Annotated in this window: 11 protein-coding genes and 1 riboswitch; of the genes, 7 read left to right on the forward strand and 4 right to left on the reverse strand. The window is 70.4% G+C overall.

Features of this window, described 5'->3' with window-relative positions; genetic code table 11:
* Positions 1–480, reverse strand: a complete 480-nt coding sequence (locus BCM27_RS09260; RefSeq protein WP_004021668.1) for a gamma-glutamylcyclotransferase family protein — start codon at positions 478–480, stop codon at positions 1–3.
* A 247-nt stretch (positions 481–727) separates the two neighbouring features.
* On the opposite strand from BCM27_RS09260, the gene BCM27_RS09265 reads away from it, so the two are divergent.
* The 3 genes from BCM27_RS09265 to BCM27_RS09275 all read left to right on the forward strand — a co-directional run bounded on the left by BCM27_RS09265 (position 728) and on the right by BCM27_RS09275 (position 4,136).
* Positions 728–2,131 carry an NAD(P)H-quinone dehydrogenase gene (locus BCM27_RS09265; protein WP_004021667.1) on the forward strand — a complete coding sequence of 468 codons (1,404 nt, stop codon included), beginning with the start codon at positions 728–730 and terminating at the stop codon, positions 2,129–2,131.
* Between the two features lie 108 nt (positions 2,132–2,239).
* Complete coding sequence (locus BCM27_RS09270) at positions 2,240–3,661, forward strand: hypothetical protein (RefSeq protein WP_004021666.1); 1,422 nt, start codon at positions 2,240–2,242, stop codon at positions 3,659–3,661.
* A 34-nt stretch (positions 3,662–3,695) separates the two neighbouring features.
* Positions 3,696–4,136 carry a hypothetical protein gene (locus tag BCM27_RS09275; protein WP_004021665.1) on the forward strand — a complete coding sequence of 147 codons (441 nt, stop codon included), beginning with the start codon at positions 3,696–3,698 and terminating at the stop codon, positions 4,134–4,136.
* 13 nt (positions 4,137–4,149) lie between these two features.
* On the opposite strand, the gene glpK is transcribed toward BCM27_RS09275, so the two are convergent.
* Positions 4,150–5,637 (reverse strand): glycerol kinase GlpK, encoded by a 1,488-nt coding sequence (gene glpK, locus BCM27_RS09280; RefSeq protein ID WP_004021664.1) that lies wholly within the window; start codon positions 5,635–5,637, stop codon positions 4,150–4,152.
* Positions 5,638–5,713: 76 nt separating this feature from the next.
* Here glpK and glpD point away from each other — a divergent pair, with 76 nt between their 5' ends.
* A complete protein-coding gene (glpD, locus tag BCM27_RS09285) occupies positions 5,714–7,456 on the forward strand; it encodes a glycerol-3-phosphate dehydrogenase (protein ID WP_004021663.1) in 1,743 nt (580 codons plus the stop codon).
* Positions 7,457–7,542: 86 nt separating this feature from the next.
* The gene (locus tag BCM27_RS09290; protein ID WP_004021662.1) at positions 7,543–7,965 is read left to right on the forward strand and encodes a pyridoxamine 5'-phosphate oxidase family protein; all 423 of its coding nucleotides are present in this window, start codon (positions 7,543–7,545) and stop codon (positions 7,963–7,965) included.
* Positions 7,966–7,981: 16 nt separating this feature from the next.
* Here the strand turns inward: BCM27_RS09290 and BCM27_RS09295 are convergent, their stop codons facing one another.
* Positions 7,982–8,773, reverse strand: a complete 792-nt coding sequence (locus BCM27_RS09295) for a DNA-formamidopyrimidine glycosylase family protein (RefSeq protein ID WP_004021661.1) — start codon at positions 8,771–8,773, stop codon at positions 7,982–7,984.
* 8 nt (positions 8,774–8,781) lie between these two features.
* Positions 8,782–13,395, reverse strand: a complete 4,614-nt coding sequence (locus tag BCM27_RS09300; protein WP_004021660.1) for an ATP-dependent helicase — start codon at positions 13,393–13,395, stop codon at positions 8,782–8,784.
* Positions 13,396–13,456: 61 nt separating this feature from the next.
* Positions 13,457–13,593: riboswitch (cobalamin riboswitch) on the forward strand.
* A 75-nt stretch (positions 13,594–13,668) separates the two neighbouring features.
* Here BCM27_RS09300 and BCM27_RS09305 point away from each other — a divergent pair.
* Together BCM27_RS09305 and BCM27_RS09310 are read left to right on the forward strand one after the other, a co-directional pair.
* Positions 13,669–13,905 (forward strand): CbtB domain-containing protein, encoded by a 237-nt coding sequence (locus BCM27_RS09305; RefSeq protein WP_004021659.1) that lies wholly within the window; start codon positions 13,669–13,671, stop codon positions 13,903–13,905.
* A gap of 41 nt (positions 13,906–13,946) precedes the next feature.
* Positions 13,947–14,777, forward strand: coding sequence for a CbtA family protein (locus tag BCM27_RS09310; protein WP_004021658.1), 831 nt, complete (start codon positions 13,947–13,949; stop codon positions 14,775–14,777).
* Positions 14,778–14,786: the final 9 nt, after the last annotated feature.

Raw genomic sequence — 14,786 nt, forward strand, 5'->3', positions numbered from 1 at the left:
CTACTCCGCGGGACCCGGGCCGGGACCGACGTTTCGCGACTCGCGCAGTCGCAGATCCTGCACGTACTCGGCGGGTGCACCCGCGATCTCGGCCGCCTCGGCCATGACGCCCAGATAGCGCGCCGAGGGAAGTCCGCCCTCGAATGCGTCGAGGACGTAGAGCCAGGCGAGGACCGGGCCGTCCGCCGTGTCGACGCGGGCCCGGATCTTGCGGTGGATGCCGAGTTCGGAGCCCTCCCACCGGTCGAGGAGGTCCTCGTCCTCGGTGGTGACGTCGTAGAGAACCACGAACACCCGCGCGTCGGGATCGTCGCGGTCCTCGGTCACCGTGGCCAGCGACCCCTCCCAGCCGATGTCGCCGCCCCCGAAGGTCAGACGCCAGCCCCGAAGCCATCCGGTGCCCGACATCGGCGAGTGCGGCGCGCGCTCGGCCATCTGCTCGGGATGCATGTTGGATCCGTAGGCGGCATAGATGGGCACGGAAGGAGCCTAGATGGTCGTCGCCGAGTCCGGAAGGCGACACCGTCGCCCCGGCGGTGTGTGCGACCACGTTCACACCGCCGCACCCGCACGACTAGTTTGGTAGGCGGCGGACACGGGGTCGACCGTCTCGCCGACCCGAGGGAACGCACCACCCCGCGCTCCCCGTCGAGCTACAACACGCAGCCGGACGCCGCATCCCCACAAAGGATGGCGCGACGACCCGGCGTGGAGAACAGGAGTGACAGTGACCAGGATCGTCATCATCGGCGGTGGACCCGCGGGTTACGAGGCGGCGCTCGCGGCGGCCGCCTACGGCGCCGACATCACGGTGATCGATTCGGACGGGATCGGCGGTGCCTGCGTGTTGTGGGACTGCGTGCCGTCCAAGACCTTCATCGCGTCCACCGGCATCCGCACCGAGGTCCGGCGAGCTGTCGACCTGGGAATCAACATCAAGACCGACGACACCTCGGTCACGCTCCCGCAGATCCACCAGCGGGTCCGCGACCTCGCGTTCGCGCAGTCCGCGGACATCCGCTCACGGCTCATCAGCGAGGGAGTCAAGCTCGTCGCCGGTAGTGCGGTGCTCGACGAACGGCAGGTCGGCGTCTCGACACACAGCGTCGTCGCGACGCTGGCCGACGGGACCACCGAACGCTACGACGGCGACGTGGTGTTGTTGGCGACGGGAGCGTCGCCGCGCGTCCTGGACGACGCCCGGCCCGATGGCGAGCGCATCCTCACCTGGCGTCAGCTCTACGACCTCGAGGAACTGCCCGAACACCTCATCGTGATCGGCTCGGGCGTCACCGGCGCCGAGTTCGTCCACGCCTACACCGAACTGGGCGTGAAGGTGACGCTGGTGTCCAGCCGCGACCGGGTGCTCCCGCACGAGGACGAGGATGCGGCCCTGGTCCTCGAGGACGCGCTCGCCGAGCGTGGCGTCGAACTGGTCAAGCACGCCCGCGCCGACAAGGTCGAGCGCCACGGCGACTCGGTCACCGCGCACCTGGCCGACGGGTCGACCGTCACCGGCAGTCACGTGCTGATGACCGTCGGTTCGGTCCCGAACACCACCGACCTGGGGCTCGACCGCGCCGGCGTCGCCGTCGGCAAGGGCGGCTACATCGAGGTCGACCGGGTGTCCCGCACATCGGTCGCCGGGATCTATGCGGCGGGTGACTGCACCGGTCTGTTCCCGCTCGCCTCGGTGGCGGCCATGCAGGGCCGCATCGCGATGTATCACGCCCTCGGCGAGGGCGTGAGCCCGATCAAGCTGAAAACCGTTGCCTCCGCGATCTTCACACGCCCGGAGATCGCGACGGTGGGGGTGTCGCAGAACGCGATCGACACCGGCGAGTACCCGGCCCGCACCGTGATGCTGCCGTTGGCCACCAACCCGCGCGCCAAGATGAGCGGTCTTCGGCGGGGCTTCGTGAAGATCTTCTGCCGGCCGGCCACCGGCGTGGTCATCGGCGGCGTCGTGGTGGCACCGAATGCCTCCGAACTGATCCTGCCCATCGCCCTCGCGGTGCAGAACAAGCTCACGGTCGGCGACCTCGCGCAGACCTTCTCGGTGTACCCGTCGCTGACCGGGTCGATCACCGAGGCCGCGCGCCAGCTGGTCCGCCACGACGACTTGGACTGAGTCGGGCCTTCCGCTGTGCACAGGCGGTGCCGGTGTTCACCGCGGCCGGGGATGCCGCGGTAGGGTCGGACGAATTCGTTCGTCCCGGCCAGCGACCAAGGGGGTGTCGTGACCTCGCCGGAGGAGTCCTACAACACCCACGGCAGTCGCAACGAGCGCATGTTCGACGGCGACCGCACGGAGTGGGCCGGTATGAGCATCGACGAGATCCTCGACGTCCTGAGCACCATGGAACCGGGACGTGCGAGTGGTGACGTCCAGACGATCCTGACGGCGATCGAGTCCGTCCGGCGAGCGGCCGAACGGATGCATGCGATGTTCGGCGACAGCATGCTGGGGCTGGCGTCCGACGCGGCGCTGGAAGCGGGCCGGTCGCTGTCTGCTGATCTGGCGGCGACGTCGGACACCGCGAGCCGGATCGGTGATGCGCTGACCGGTGCGACGGGCATCCTCGGGTCGGCGCGCGGCCAGGAGGGACGGCTGCGCGAGTTGCAGCAGCACATCCGGGACCACCCCGAGGACGCCCCCACGGTGCGGCATGAGGCCGATCGAACCATGACGGGCGCGTACTCGTCGCCGATGATCGGGCTGCAGCACTCTCTCCCGCACGACCCGTCCGGCGCGAACGGGGTCACCGGCGGCCTCGGGTCAGCAGCGGCCGGTGGGCCGTCCGGCACCGGGGGCTACGGGTCGGATGCCGCGCGCGGCCAGGCGGGCAACACCGTGGATGCCGGTGACTTCGGCCGCCCGGCATCCTCCGGTGTGCCGGTGCCGGCCGGGGCGGCCGGGCCACCGCCGGGAGGTGGTGGCCCGGGTTCGTCGACGACGCCGGCGGGGCCGGCAGGTCCGCCGTCGGGCCCCGCGGGGCGCGGTGGCACCGATGGGTCCGACGGCCTCCTGCGTGGTGGTCGGGCGACCCCCGATTCGTCGCCACGAGGTGCGGCGACCTCGGGATCGCATCGTGGCGTGGGCCTCGACGGGACCGGGGAGTCCGGGTCCCGCGGAGGCGCTCCGGGCAGCGGCGTCGGATCGGGTGTCCCCGCGTCGGCGGCCACGCCCGCCGTCCTGACTCCCGGGGCGGTGCCACCACCGCTCTCGGCCCCGTCCGCCACTCCGACACCGGCGTCCCCGGCGGCCGGCGCACCGACATCGGCAACCCCGGCCGGCCCGGTCGGCCAGCGCCCCGCGGGGATGCCGCCCGCCGGCATGCCGGGTGGCGGCCGGCGCCCCGGGGCGGACGACGCCCCTCACCGCGCCGCGCCATACCTGCACAACCGGGAACACGGGGCGGAGATCGTCGGCGACATGCCGCTCGTGGGTCCGCCCGTCATCGGCGACTGGATCCGGCAGGCGTTCCCGACAGTCCCCGAACCGCACCCGGCCGATCCCGGCGGGACCTCGTCCCCGCGGTCCGCCCCGCCCGGTGACGCCGATTCCCCTGACGGCAACGGCACTGCAGCGCAACCGGTTTCGAACGACGACCGAACGACCGCGGACGGTCCGGTCCTCGCGAGACCGGAGCCGGTGTGATCCGGAAGTCCCGCAGGCGACGACGGGTGACACCGTGCTGAGGCGTGTCGACCGGCTGCCCGGCGGCGTCGCCCGACTCGTCGATGCGGTCCCGGACGAAGACCTCACCGCGTGTCTGCACCTCATCGTCGCCACCGTTCTGGATGTGACGGCGGTGTCGACGCCCGAGATCCGGGAGATCATCGGCCAGTGGCGTCGGCAGGGCGTTACGACGGCGGCGGGGATCGCCCGGCTCCGTCTCGTCGCGGCCCAGCACGACTTCGACGCGTTCGCGCATCAGCGCCGCGGCGACGTCGGCGCCCAGCGCGAGAGCTTCCGCCGCGCCCGCGCCGTCGATTGCGCGGTCGCCGCGATGTCGACGTCGGCCGCCGGCGAATCACCCCGCGACGCGCTCCGCGACACGGCATACGAGGCCGCGGCCGCGCTCGGCGGGAGTGCCGGCGTGGTCGCCGTCCTCGCCGACCACGTGGTGTGAGGGGCGGCTTCGGTCAGGTCAGGCCGAAGCTGTGCTCGACCGCCCGGTTCCACCCCGCATAGAGGCGGTCGCGTTCGTCCGCATCCATCCCCGGCTCCCACCGCTTGTCCTCGGCCCAGTTGGCGCGGATGTCGTCCTCGCTCTCCCAGAAGCCCACCGCCAGCCCGGCCGCATAGGCCGCGCCGAGGGCGGTCGTCTCGTTGACGACCGGGCGCACGACGGGGACGTCCAGGATGTCGGCCTGGAACTGCATGAGCAGTTCGTTCACCACCATCCCGCCGTCGACCTTCAGCGTCGACAGTTCCACCCCGGAGTCGGCCTGCATCGCCTCGATGACCTCACGCGTCTGGAAAGCGCTGGCCTCCAGCGCCGCCCGCGCGATGTGGCCCTTGTCGGCGAACCGGGTCAGACCCACGATGACGCCACGGGCGTCGGGGCGCCAGCGCGGTGCGAAGAGTCCGGAGAACGCCGGGACGAAGTAGACGCCGCCGTTGTCGTCGACCCCGCCGGCCAGTTTCTCGACCTCGGACGCCTGCGAGAACAGCCCGAGGTTGTCGCGCAGCCACTGGATGAGCGAACCGGTCACCGCGATCGAGCCCTCGAGTGCGTATCGTGCGGGCTGCTCGCCGATGCGGTAGCAGACGGTGGTGAGCAGTCCGTGCTCGCTGAAGACCGGCTCGGTGCCGGTGTTGAGGAGCAGGAAGTTGCCGGTCCCGTAGGTGTTCTTGGCCTCGCCGGGTTCCAGACAGGCCTGGCCGAAGGTCGCGGCCTGTTGGTCGCCGAGGATGCCGGCGAGCGGTACCCCGGGGAGGGGGCCGTTGCCCCGGAGGGCGCCGAAATCGCCTGAAGAACTCCTGATCTCGGGCAGCATGGCCATCGGGATGCCCATCTCGGCGCAGATGTCGGCGTCCCAGGTCTGGGTCCGCAGGTCCATCAACATGGTGCGCGAGGCGTTGGTGACATCCGTGACGTGCCGGCCGCCGTCCACCCCGCCGGTCATGTTCCAGGCCATCCAGGAGTCCATTGTGCCGAAACACAATTCACCGTTCTCGGCGCGTTCGCGGAGGCCGTCGACGGAGTCGAGGAGCCAGCGGGCCTTCGGGCCGGCGAAGTAGGTCGACAACGGCAGGCCGGTGCGATCGCGGAACCGGTCCTTGCCGACATCTCCGGCCAGCTCGGTGCACAGATCATCGGTTCGCGTGTCCTGCCACACGATGGCGTTGTGCACCGGCTTGCCGGTGTCGCGCTCCCAGATCACGGTGGTCTCGCGCTGATTGGTGAGGCCGCAGGCGACGATGTCCTTCGCGGTCAGTTCGGCCGACGCGAGGGCGGCGGCGCCGACGCGCCGGGTGTTACGCCAGATCTCGGCGGCGTCGTGCTCGACCCGGCCCGCGCGCGGGAAGATCTGTTCGTGTTCGAGCTGCTCGACGCCGACGACGCGACCCTTGTGATCGAAGATCATCGCCCGGGTCGAGGTGGTGCCCTGGTCGATCGCCGCCACGTATTTGCCTGACCTACCCACGCCGGACAGTGTCGCACGCTGTCCGACTCGCCGAGATCAATTAGGCTCGGCAACCATGAACACCGAGTTCAACCCGGACCGGCCGGCCGACATGGGGCCCCTCTACCGCGCCGAGGCGTGGCGGAGATTCGGGGAGGAGCAGTTCGACGTCGTGGTCATCGGCGGCGGCGTGGTGGGCGTCGGCGCCGCACTCGACGCGGCGACGCGCGGCCTGCGGGTGGCGCTCGTGGAGGCGCGCGACATCGCCTCGGGCACGTCGAGCCGGTCGTCGAAGATGTTCCACGGTGGGCTCCGTTATCTCGAACAGCTCGAATTCGGGCTCGTGCGTGAGGCTCTGCGCGAACGCGAGTTGTCGCTGCGGTTCCTCGCCCCGCACCTGGTGAAGCCCCTGCCGTTCCTGTATCCGCTCACGCAACGTGTCTGGGAGCGGCCCTATGTCGGAGCCGGCATCTTCCTCTACGACCGGATGGGTGGCGCCAAGTCCGTTCCCGGACAACGGCATGTCACCCGATCGGGCGCGCTGCGCGTGGCGCCGGCGCTCAAACGCAACTCGCTGATCGGCGGGATCCGATACTACGACACGGTCGTCGACGACGCCCGCCACAGCCTCACGGTTGCCCGCACGGCGGCCAACTACGGGGCGGTCATCCGAACCTCCACCCAGGTGATCGGATTCCTGCGCGAGTCCGACCGCGTCCTCGGAGTCCGGGTGCGCGACACCGAGAACGGCGACGTCACCGAGATCCGTGCGCACTGTGTGATCAACGCAGCCGGGGTGTGGACCGACGAGGTGCAGGCGCTGTCCAGACAGCGCGGGCACTTCAAGGTCCGCGCCTCCAAAGGGGTGCACATCGTGGTGCCCCGCGACCGCATCGTCAGCGAGACCGCGATCATCCTCCGCACCGCCAACTCGGTGCTGTTCGTCATCCCGTGGGAGACGCACTGGATCATCGGCACCACCGACACCGACTGGAACCTCGACCTCGCGCATCCGGCCGCCACCCGCGCCGACATCGACTACATCCTCGAACGCGTCAACGAGGTCCTCGTGACCAAGCTGACGCACGACGACATCGAAGGTGTGTACGCGGGACTGCGTCCGTTGCTCGCCGGTGAGGACGACGAGACCTCGAAGCTGTCGCGCGAGCACGCGGTCGCGACCGTTGCACCCGGTCTCGTGTCGATCGCGGGCGGCAAGTACACCACCTACCGGGTGATGGCCGCCGACGCCGTGGACGCCTGCAACGACTTCATCCCCACCCGCGTCGCGCCGTCGATCACCGAACGGGTCCCGCTGCTCGGCGCCGACGGCTACTTCGCGCTCATCAACCAGTGCGAGCACCTGGGGCAGCGTTTCGGCTTGCACCCGTATCGCATTCGGCGGTTGCTCAACCGGTACGGCTCACTGATCGACGACGTGCTCTACTACGCCGACGGTGACAAGAGCCTGCTGCAGCCGCTCGCCGCGGCGCCGCAGTATCTGCGCGTCGAGGTGGTGTATGCGGCGGTCGACGAGGCGGCGCTGCATCTCGAAGACGTGCTCGCCCGCCGCACCCGTATCGCCATCGAGTACTCCCACCGCGGGGTCGACTGCGCCGACGAGGTGGCCGACCTGCTCGCGCCGTTGCTCGGCTGGACCACCGAGCAACGCGACTTCGAGGTCGCGACCTACATCGCGCGGGTGGAGGCCGAGGTGGCCTCCCAGCAGCAGCCCGATGACGACTCCGCCGACGCATTACGCGCCGCGGCGCCCGAGGCGCGCGCCGAGATCCTGGAGCCGGTGCCCGTTCCGAAGTGACGGCGGCCCGGTCAAGTCGGGACGTTGGCCTCTGTCGCTGCCCCTGATCGCGCGGCACGATCGGGGTGGGGGAGAAGGAGACGGTCATGGTCGACGAATCGGTTCGGGTACTCACCCCCGACGAGGCCTGGAAGCTGTTGGGAGCCGCTGATTTCGGCAGGCTCGCCCTGAGTGTCGACGGTCAACCCGACATCTTCCCGGTGAACTTCCACGCGATCGACGGCCGCATCCTGCTGCGGTCCGGCGAGGGCACCAAATTGTCGGAGCTGGCGGTGAATTCGCGGGTGGCGTTCGAGACCGACGGACACACCGACGCCGACGGCTGGAGCGTGGTCGCCAAGGGGAAGGCGCGGATCCTCGTGTCGTTCAACGAGATCGAGGCGGCCGACCAGCTTCCGCTGCGACCCTGGATCGCAACGATGAAGTACCACTACGTGGAGATCACGGTCGACTCGATCACGGCCCGCCGCTTCGAGTTCGGGCCCGAGCCCGAGCGCTACCCCGTGTGAGGGGGCCCCGGCCGCCTCAGATCTGACACCGGGGACACCAGTAGACCGAGCGCTCCCCGCCGGGGGATTCGAGTTCGCCGCGCTTCACCGGGGTCGCACAGCGCCGGCACAACCGACCGTGACGTCCGTACACCCACATCCGCGCGTTGGGTGAGGTGTTGCCCGTGGTGGTGCGCGCCGAGCGCATCCGGTTGGCCCATAGGAGACGCCGGCTGAGATCGACCACCGGGCCGAGATCCACCTCGCCCACCGGCCGGGTGGGGAGGACACGGCGGAGGAAGCAGATCTCACTGCGGAAGACGTTGCCGATCCCCGCGATGAGGCGTTGATCGAGGAGTGCCGACCCGATGGTCTCGTCGGGGTGCGCGGCGAGTCGCCGGATCGCCTCCTCACGATCGAAGTCGTCGGCGAGCAGGTCGGGACCGAGGTAGGCGAGCGCCGCGTCCGGGTCGGCGAGGAGTTCGAGGACCCCCAGGTCGAAACCCACGGCCTCGTGGTCGGCAGTTCGCAGGACCGCACGCGCTTGATAGGCGGGCCGCCGCCACCGTTGCCCGCGAGGATGAACGTGCCAGGCCCCCTCCATCTTCAGGTGCGAGTGGATGCTGACGGCGTCGCCGGCTCCCGGGCTGCTGTCGGCGACGTCGATCAGCAGATGTTTGCCCACCGAGCGCACCGCCGACACCTCGCGTCCGGAGAGATCCGCGGTCGCCAGTGACGGGATGCGGAGGTCCGACGACTCGAGCACGCGACCGGCGAGACCGGCCCGCAGACGCGCCGCGGCGGCGAAGACGGTGTCGCCCTCAGGCATCGCTCTCCTCAGGCATGATCACCGTAGCGTAGCCGGATGCCGCGCGGGGTCGTCGAGAACCCGGCTTCGACGAGCACCTTGCCGAAGTCGGTGGCGCGCACCGGCTCCGAGTCGATGTGATCGATCGTCAGGCGGGAGATCCGGCCGCGCCGAACCAGTGCGACCAGCGCCCCGGCCGCCGACTCCAGCCGCGGGATGGAATCGCTGAACGTGAGCAGCGTCTTGCCACCGCGCTCGACGAAGCACACGAGTTCGCCGTCGACGAGCACCACGAGCGCCCCCGGTTTGCGACCCGGGCGGTGTCCGGCCTCGGTGTCGCGGGACGGGGGCCAGTCCAACGCCGCACCGAAGGGGTTGGCCGGGTCGGTCGCGGCCAGCACTGTCGCCTCGCGGGGCGGTTTGCGATCGGGGAGCGCATGCCGACGCAGCTCGTCGACCGTGGCGGGCGAGGCGAACTGCGCCCCGCCGAGACCGTCGACGTAGTAGCCGCGGCGGACGTGTCCGTTGTCCTCGAAGACGGTGAGCGCCTTGTAGACCCGCGCGAATCCGCCGGTGACCTCTTCGGAGACGACGCTCCCGCGGGTGATCACGCCGTACCGGGTGAGCAGTTGGTCGCAGAGGCCCTGGGTGGCGATCGTCGGTTCGGTCGAGGGGTGGTGGAGGGCGAACCAGCGGCCGCTCGCGGTCGGGGACACCGGCGGTGACGTGGAGTGTTCGGTCAGGTACCGGGCGGACAGACGACCGGCGCGGAGGCGGGGCGCCCGCCCCCGTGCGCGATGAGCCGGGGCCGAGCGAGGGGCGGACGGGTTTCGTCGTGGCTGCAGGAGGGCCCGGACGGGCGCGAAGCTGTCGTTGCTGACCTGTCCCGCCCACACCAGGTCCCACAGAGCGGTCTCGATGTCGGCGGCAGGCGTCGTGGTGCCGGTGCTGATGTCGGCGGCGATCTGTGGGAAGCGCAGTGCGCCGCCGGGTTCGAGTGCGGCCGTGACCCCGTCGTGCACCGGGGTCGTGTCGATCTCGTCGGCGTCGGGCAGCGTGAGGACGGCGACGTCGGCCGGATGCAGCGCGACCCACCCGTCGGAGTTGCCGATCCGGCCGTGCCCCGACCAGATCACCTCGCCGGCGCTGAGCAGTTCGTCGAGCATCGGCGGCGCGTAGTCGGAGACCCGCGCGGGCAGGACCAGTGACTCCCATGCCGACGCCGGGAGCGGGAATCCGGCGAGCTGGTCGATGACGGTCGCGACCCCGTCCACGCCGCGCAATCGGGTCCCGGGCGAGGCGTGCTGCCAGTCGAGGAGAAAACGGGTGAGGACGTCGGTGCCGACCGGAGCGACCTCGGCGCGGCTCGCCGCGAGGGAGCCGCGTCGGATCTGCCCCAGCACGTCGGTGTGGCACCACTGGCCCTCCCGCGGAGTGGTGTCGCCACCCTCCGGCAGGAAATCGCCCTCGACGACGCGTCGTTCCGAGGCCAGGCGGTTCAGGGTGTCGCGCACGACCCCGGTCGCGATGCCCAGCGCCGCGGAGGCCTCGGGCACGCTGAACGGCCCGTGGGTACGGGCATACCGGCCGATCAGGTCCCCGACCGGATCGGGGACCGGTTCGAGAAAGGCCGCCGGGATACCCAGCGGTGCAGGGACTCCCAACGCATCCCGCAACCGCGCGGTGTCGTCGATTGCGGCCCACAGCGCGCGCGAGTTGTGGTTCACCGAGATGATCTGGCCGCTGCGGTGCAGCTCGGCGAGGACATCGGTCGCCGGCTCGTCGCCGCGGTACCGGGCCTCGACCTCCTGGGTGGTGAGGGGTCCCAGCCACCGCAGCAGGTCGACGACATCCTCGGCGTCGCGGGCCTGGCGTTCGGGAGACAGGCGTTGGAGACGGGCGATCACGTCGGCGATGACGGCCGGATCGAGGAGTTCGCGGAGGTCGACGCGACCGAGGAGTTGTGCCAGCAGGCTGGTGTCGAGCGAGAGCGCGGCCGCCCGGCGCTCGGCGAGCGGGGCGTCGTCGGCGTACATGAACGCCCCGACGTAGCCGAACAACAACGATGCGGCGAACGGTGACGGGCTCTGTGTCTCGGTCTCCACGACCCGGATGCGGCGTGTGCGGATGCGGGTCAGCAGATCGAGGAGGGCGGGGAGGTCGTAGACGTCCTGCAGGCACTCGCGGACGGCCTCGAGCACGATCGGGAAGTCGGGGAACTTGGAGGCGACGGACAGCAGTTGGGCGCTGCGCTGGCGCTGCTGCCACAGCGGAGCGCGCCGTCCGGGGTCGCGTCGCGGCAACAACAGTGCGCGAGCGGCGCATTCGCGGAACCGGGAGGCGAACATCGACGAATCCGCGAGACCGTCGGTCACGAGCTGCTCGACCTCGTCCGGGTCGAGGAGGAACACGTCGGCGCCGGGCGGGGCGTCGTCGGTGTCGGGCATGCGCAGGATGATCCCGTCGTCGGAGGCCGTGGTGGCACCCTCGATGCCCAGGGTCTCCAGCAGGCGCTGCGAGATCGCGCTCGCCCAGGGTGCGTGGACACGTAAACCGTAGGGGGAGTGCAGGATCACCCGCCAGTCGCCGAGCTCGTCACGGAACCGCTCGACCACCAGGGTGCGGTCGGTGGGGAGGTGTCCGGTCGACTCCCGCTGCTCGGCGATGAGGGTCTCGAGGTTGGTGCGGGCGTTGTCGGTGAGGCCGAGGCGTGCGGCATGGTCGTCGAGCTTGCCGGGGTCGGCGATCGCACCGGTGAACGCACCGATCGCGGCGCCGAGTTCGGCGGGGCGTCCGATCGCGTCGCCGATCCAGAACGGCAACCGGCCCGGCTGACCGAACGCGGGGGAGACCAGGACGCGGTCGTGGGTGATGTCCTCGATCCGCCAGCTGGTCGCGCCGAGTGCGAAGACGTCGCCGACACGCGACTCGTAGACCATCTCCTCGTCGAGTTCGCCGACGCGCGTTGCCTTCTCGCCGACCATGAACACACCGAAGAGGCCGCGGTCGGGGATGGAACCGCCCGAGGTGACCGCGAGCCGCTGCGCTCCGCGCCGGCCGGTGATCACCCCGGCGTCGCGGTCCCAGTTCACCCGCGGGCGCAGTTCGGCGAACTCGTCCGACGGAAAACGACCCGCGATCAGGTCGAGGGTCGCGTCGAAGACGCCCCGGCCCAGTTCGCGATAGGGCGCCGCGCGGCGAATCACCTCGTACCAGTGGTCGACCTCGAGGTCGTCGACCGCGGCGGCCGCGATGGTCTGCTGGGCGAGGATGTCGAGGGGATTCTGCGGGACCTTGATCTCCTCGATCGCCCCGTCGAGCATGCGGCTCACCGTCACGGTGCAGTGCAGGAGATCGGTGCGGTGCTTCGGGTACAGGATGCCCTGGCTGATCTCGCCGACCTGGTGGCCGGCGCGGCCGATGCGCTGCAGCCCGCTGGCCACCGACGGCGGGGACTCCACCTGGATCACGAGGTCGACCGCGCCCATGTCGATGCCGAGTTCGAGGGAGCTGGTCGCGACGACGCAGGACAGGCGCCCGGCCTTCAGGTCGTCCTCGATCTGGGCGCGCTGCTCCTTGCTGACCGAGCCGTGATGCGCGCGGGCCAGGACGGGTTCGGCGCCCGAGCTCGCGCCGCTGCCCATGACGAACGCGGGGGCGCCGCCGGCGACCGACGGATTGCCGGTCGGTTCGGCCGGCTGCCCGTGGCGTTCGGCGTGGATCTCGTTGAGCCGGGCGGTGAGTTTCTCGGCGAGGCGCCGGGAGTTGGCGAACACGATCGTCGCCCGGTTGGCCTCGATCTGGTCGACGATCGAGGCCTCGACGTACGGCCACAGCGACCCGGCGGTCGGGGAGAACGCGTCGTCGAGTGCGGCGGGGTCGGCATCGGACACCGGGGGTGGGATGTTGGCCATGTCCTCGACCGGGACATCGACGCGGAGGTCGAACGTCTTGTCGGCCTTGGGCTTGACCACCTGACACGGCGCGGCGCCGGACAGGAACCCCGCCACCACCTCCGGCGGCCGGACGGTCGCCGACAACCCGATCCGCTGCGCGGGCTTCTCGAGCAGCTCGTCGAGTCGTTCGAGGGTCAGCGCGAGGTGCGTACCGCGCTTGGTGGCGGCGACCGCGTGCACCTCGTCGACGATGACGGCCTGGACGCCGGTGAGGCTCTCTCGCGCGGCCGACGTGAGCATCAGATACAGCGACTCCGGCGTCGTGATCAGGATGTCGGGCGGTGTCTTGACCAGTGCGCGGCGGTCCGCGGCGGAGGTGTCACCGGACCGGACGCCGACGGTGATGTTCGGTTCGGGCAGGTTGAGCTCCTGAGCCGCCCGCGTGATGCCGGTCAGCGGGGCCCGCAGGTTGCGTTCGACGTCGACGGCCAATGCCTTGAGCGGCGAGATGTAGAGGACCTTGGTGCCGGCGGGCCGCGAGTCCGGGTCGGCGGCGAGGCGGTCGAGGGCCCACAGGAACGCGGCGAGGGTCTTGCCCGATCCGGTGGGGGCGATGACCAAGGTGTGCGAGCCGTCGGCGATCGACGTCCACGCACCCTTCTGCGCGGCGGTGGGAGCGGTGAAGGCGCCGGAGAACCACCGTCGGGTGGGGGCGGTGAAGCGGTCGAGCACCGAAGCGCGGGGCATCTCTCCACTATGTCTCACGCGTACGACAGAACGCGGTATAGAGTCATCCCACGCCTGTGCGGGGAATCCGGTGAGAGTCCGGAACGGTCGCGCCACTGTGAACGCTGCCCATATCGACACCGTAGATATGTCGACGCGGTCGACGTGTCGACATATCGACGCGGTCGATGGTGACGGGGTGACGTGAGTCAGGATGCCGTGCCGGCGTGTAGCAGTCCTCCGGACTGCTACACCACGACATCTCCGACGCGAGATCGGCGAAAGGACCCCACCATGACAGCTCCCCGCACTGTTGCAGCCGTACAGGCCGCCCCGGCCCGTGCCCTGCCCGTACCGAACCTGTCGGTCGCGAGTGCAGCCCTCTGGCTCAGCCTGACCGTGCTCCTGGCGGGTCTCGCCTACTACTTCCTCGGGTACGACCAGGGCGTCGTGTCCGTCTTCGGCTCCGACACCCACGTCCACGAGTTCGTGCACGACGCACGCCACTTCCTCGGCTTCCCCTGCCACTGAGCCGGCCTGACCGGCCGTATCCCACAGGAAGCCAAGTACATATGGAGAAGAAATTCATCGGCGCCGGCCTGCTCGCAGGTCTGATCGCCGGAATCGTCTCGTTCGTGTTCGCCCGGTTCTACCTCGAACCGGTCGTCGCCAAGGCCATCGACTACGAAGGCGCCCGCTCGGAGGCCGAGGAGGCACTGGCCCACGCCGCCGAACCGGGTGGCCACACGCACGGTGAGGGCGGCGAGCTGTTCACGCGGGCCATGCAGGAGAACCTCGGCGCCGGTGTCGGCAACGTCGTGTTCGCGGTGTGCATGGGTGCGTTCTTCGCGGTGGCGTTCACGGTGCTCTGGAGTCATCTCGGCAGTCGCCATCCCGCGACCGACCCGCGCGCGGTCGCGGGTGTGCTCGGCGCGATCGGTTTCGTCGCCGTGTTCGCCGTGCCGTTCTTCGCCTACCCGGCGAATCCGCCCGCCGTCGGCGACGACGACACCATCGGCGAGAGAACCGGAGCCTTCCTCACCATCAGTGTGGCGTCGGTGATCCTGGCCATCGCGGCCGTGGTCCTGGCGTTGTGGCTGCGTCCGCGGATCGGCGGATTCGTCTCGGCCGTCGCCGCTGTCGCCGCCTACCTGGCCGGCGTAGCGATCGTGCTCGCGTTCCTGCCGTCCTTCGCCGAGGTCCCCGAGCCGGTTCGCAACGACGCCGGTCAGATCGTGTTCCCGGGCTTCCCCGGTGACGTGATCGGGGACTTCCGGGTCTACGCCATCGCCAACCAGGTGATCCTGTGGACGGTTCTCACCGTGGTGTTCGCCCTGCTGCTGGGGGCGATGGCGCGCTCGCGTACCGCCGACCGCGCCCCGGCGGTCGCCGCCCAGCACTGAGGCGGCGAT

It is taken from the genome of Gordonia terrae (assembly GCF_001698225.1).
In the GTDB taxonomy this organism is placed as follows: domain Bacteria; phylum Actinomycetota; class Actinomycetes; order Mycobacteriales; family Mycobacteriaceae; genus Gordonia; species Gordonia terrae.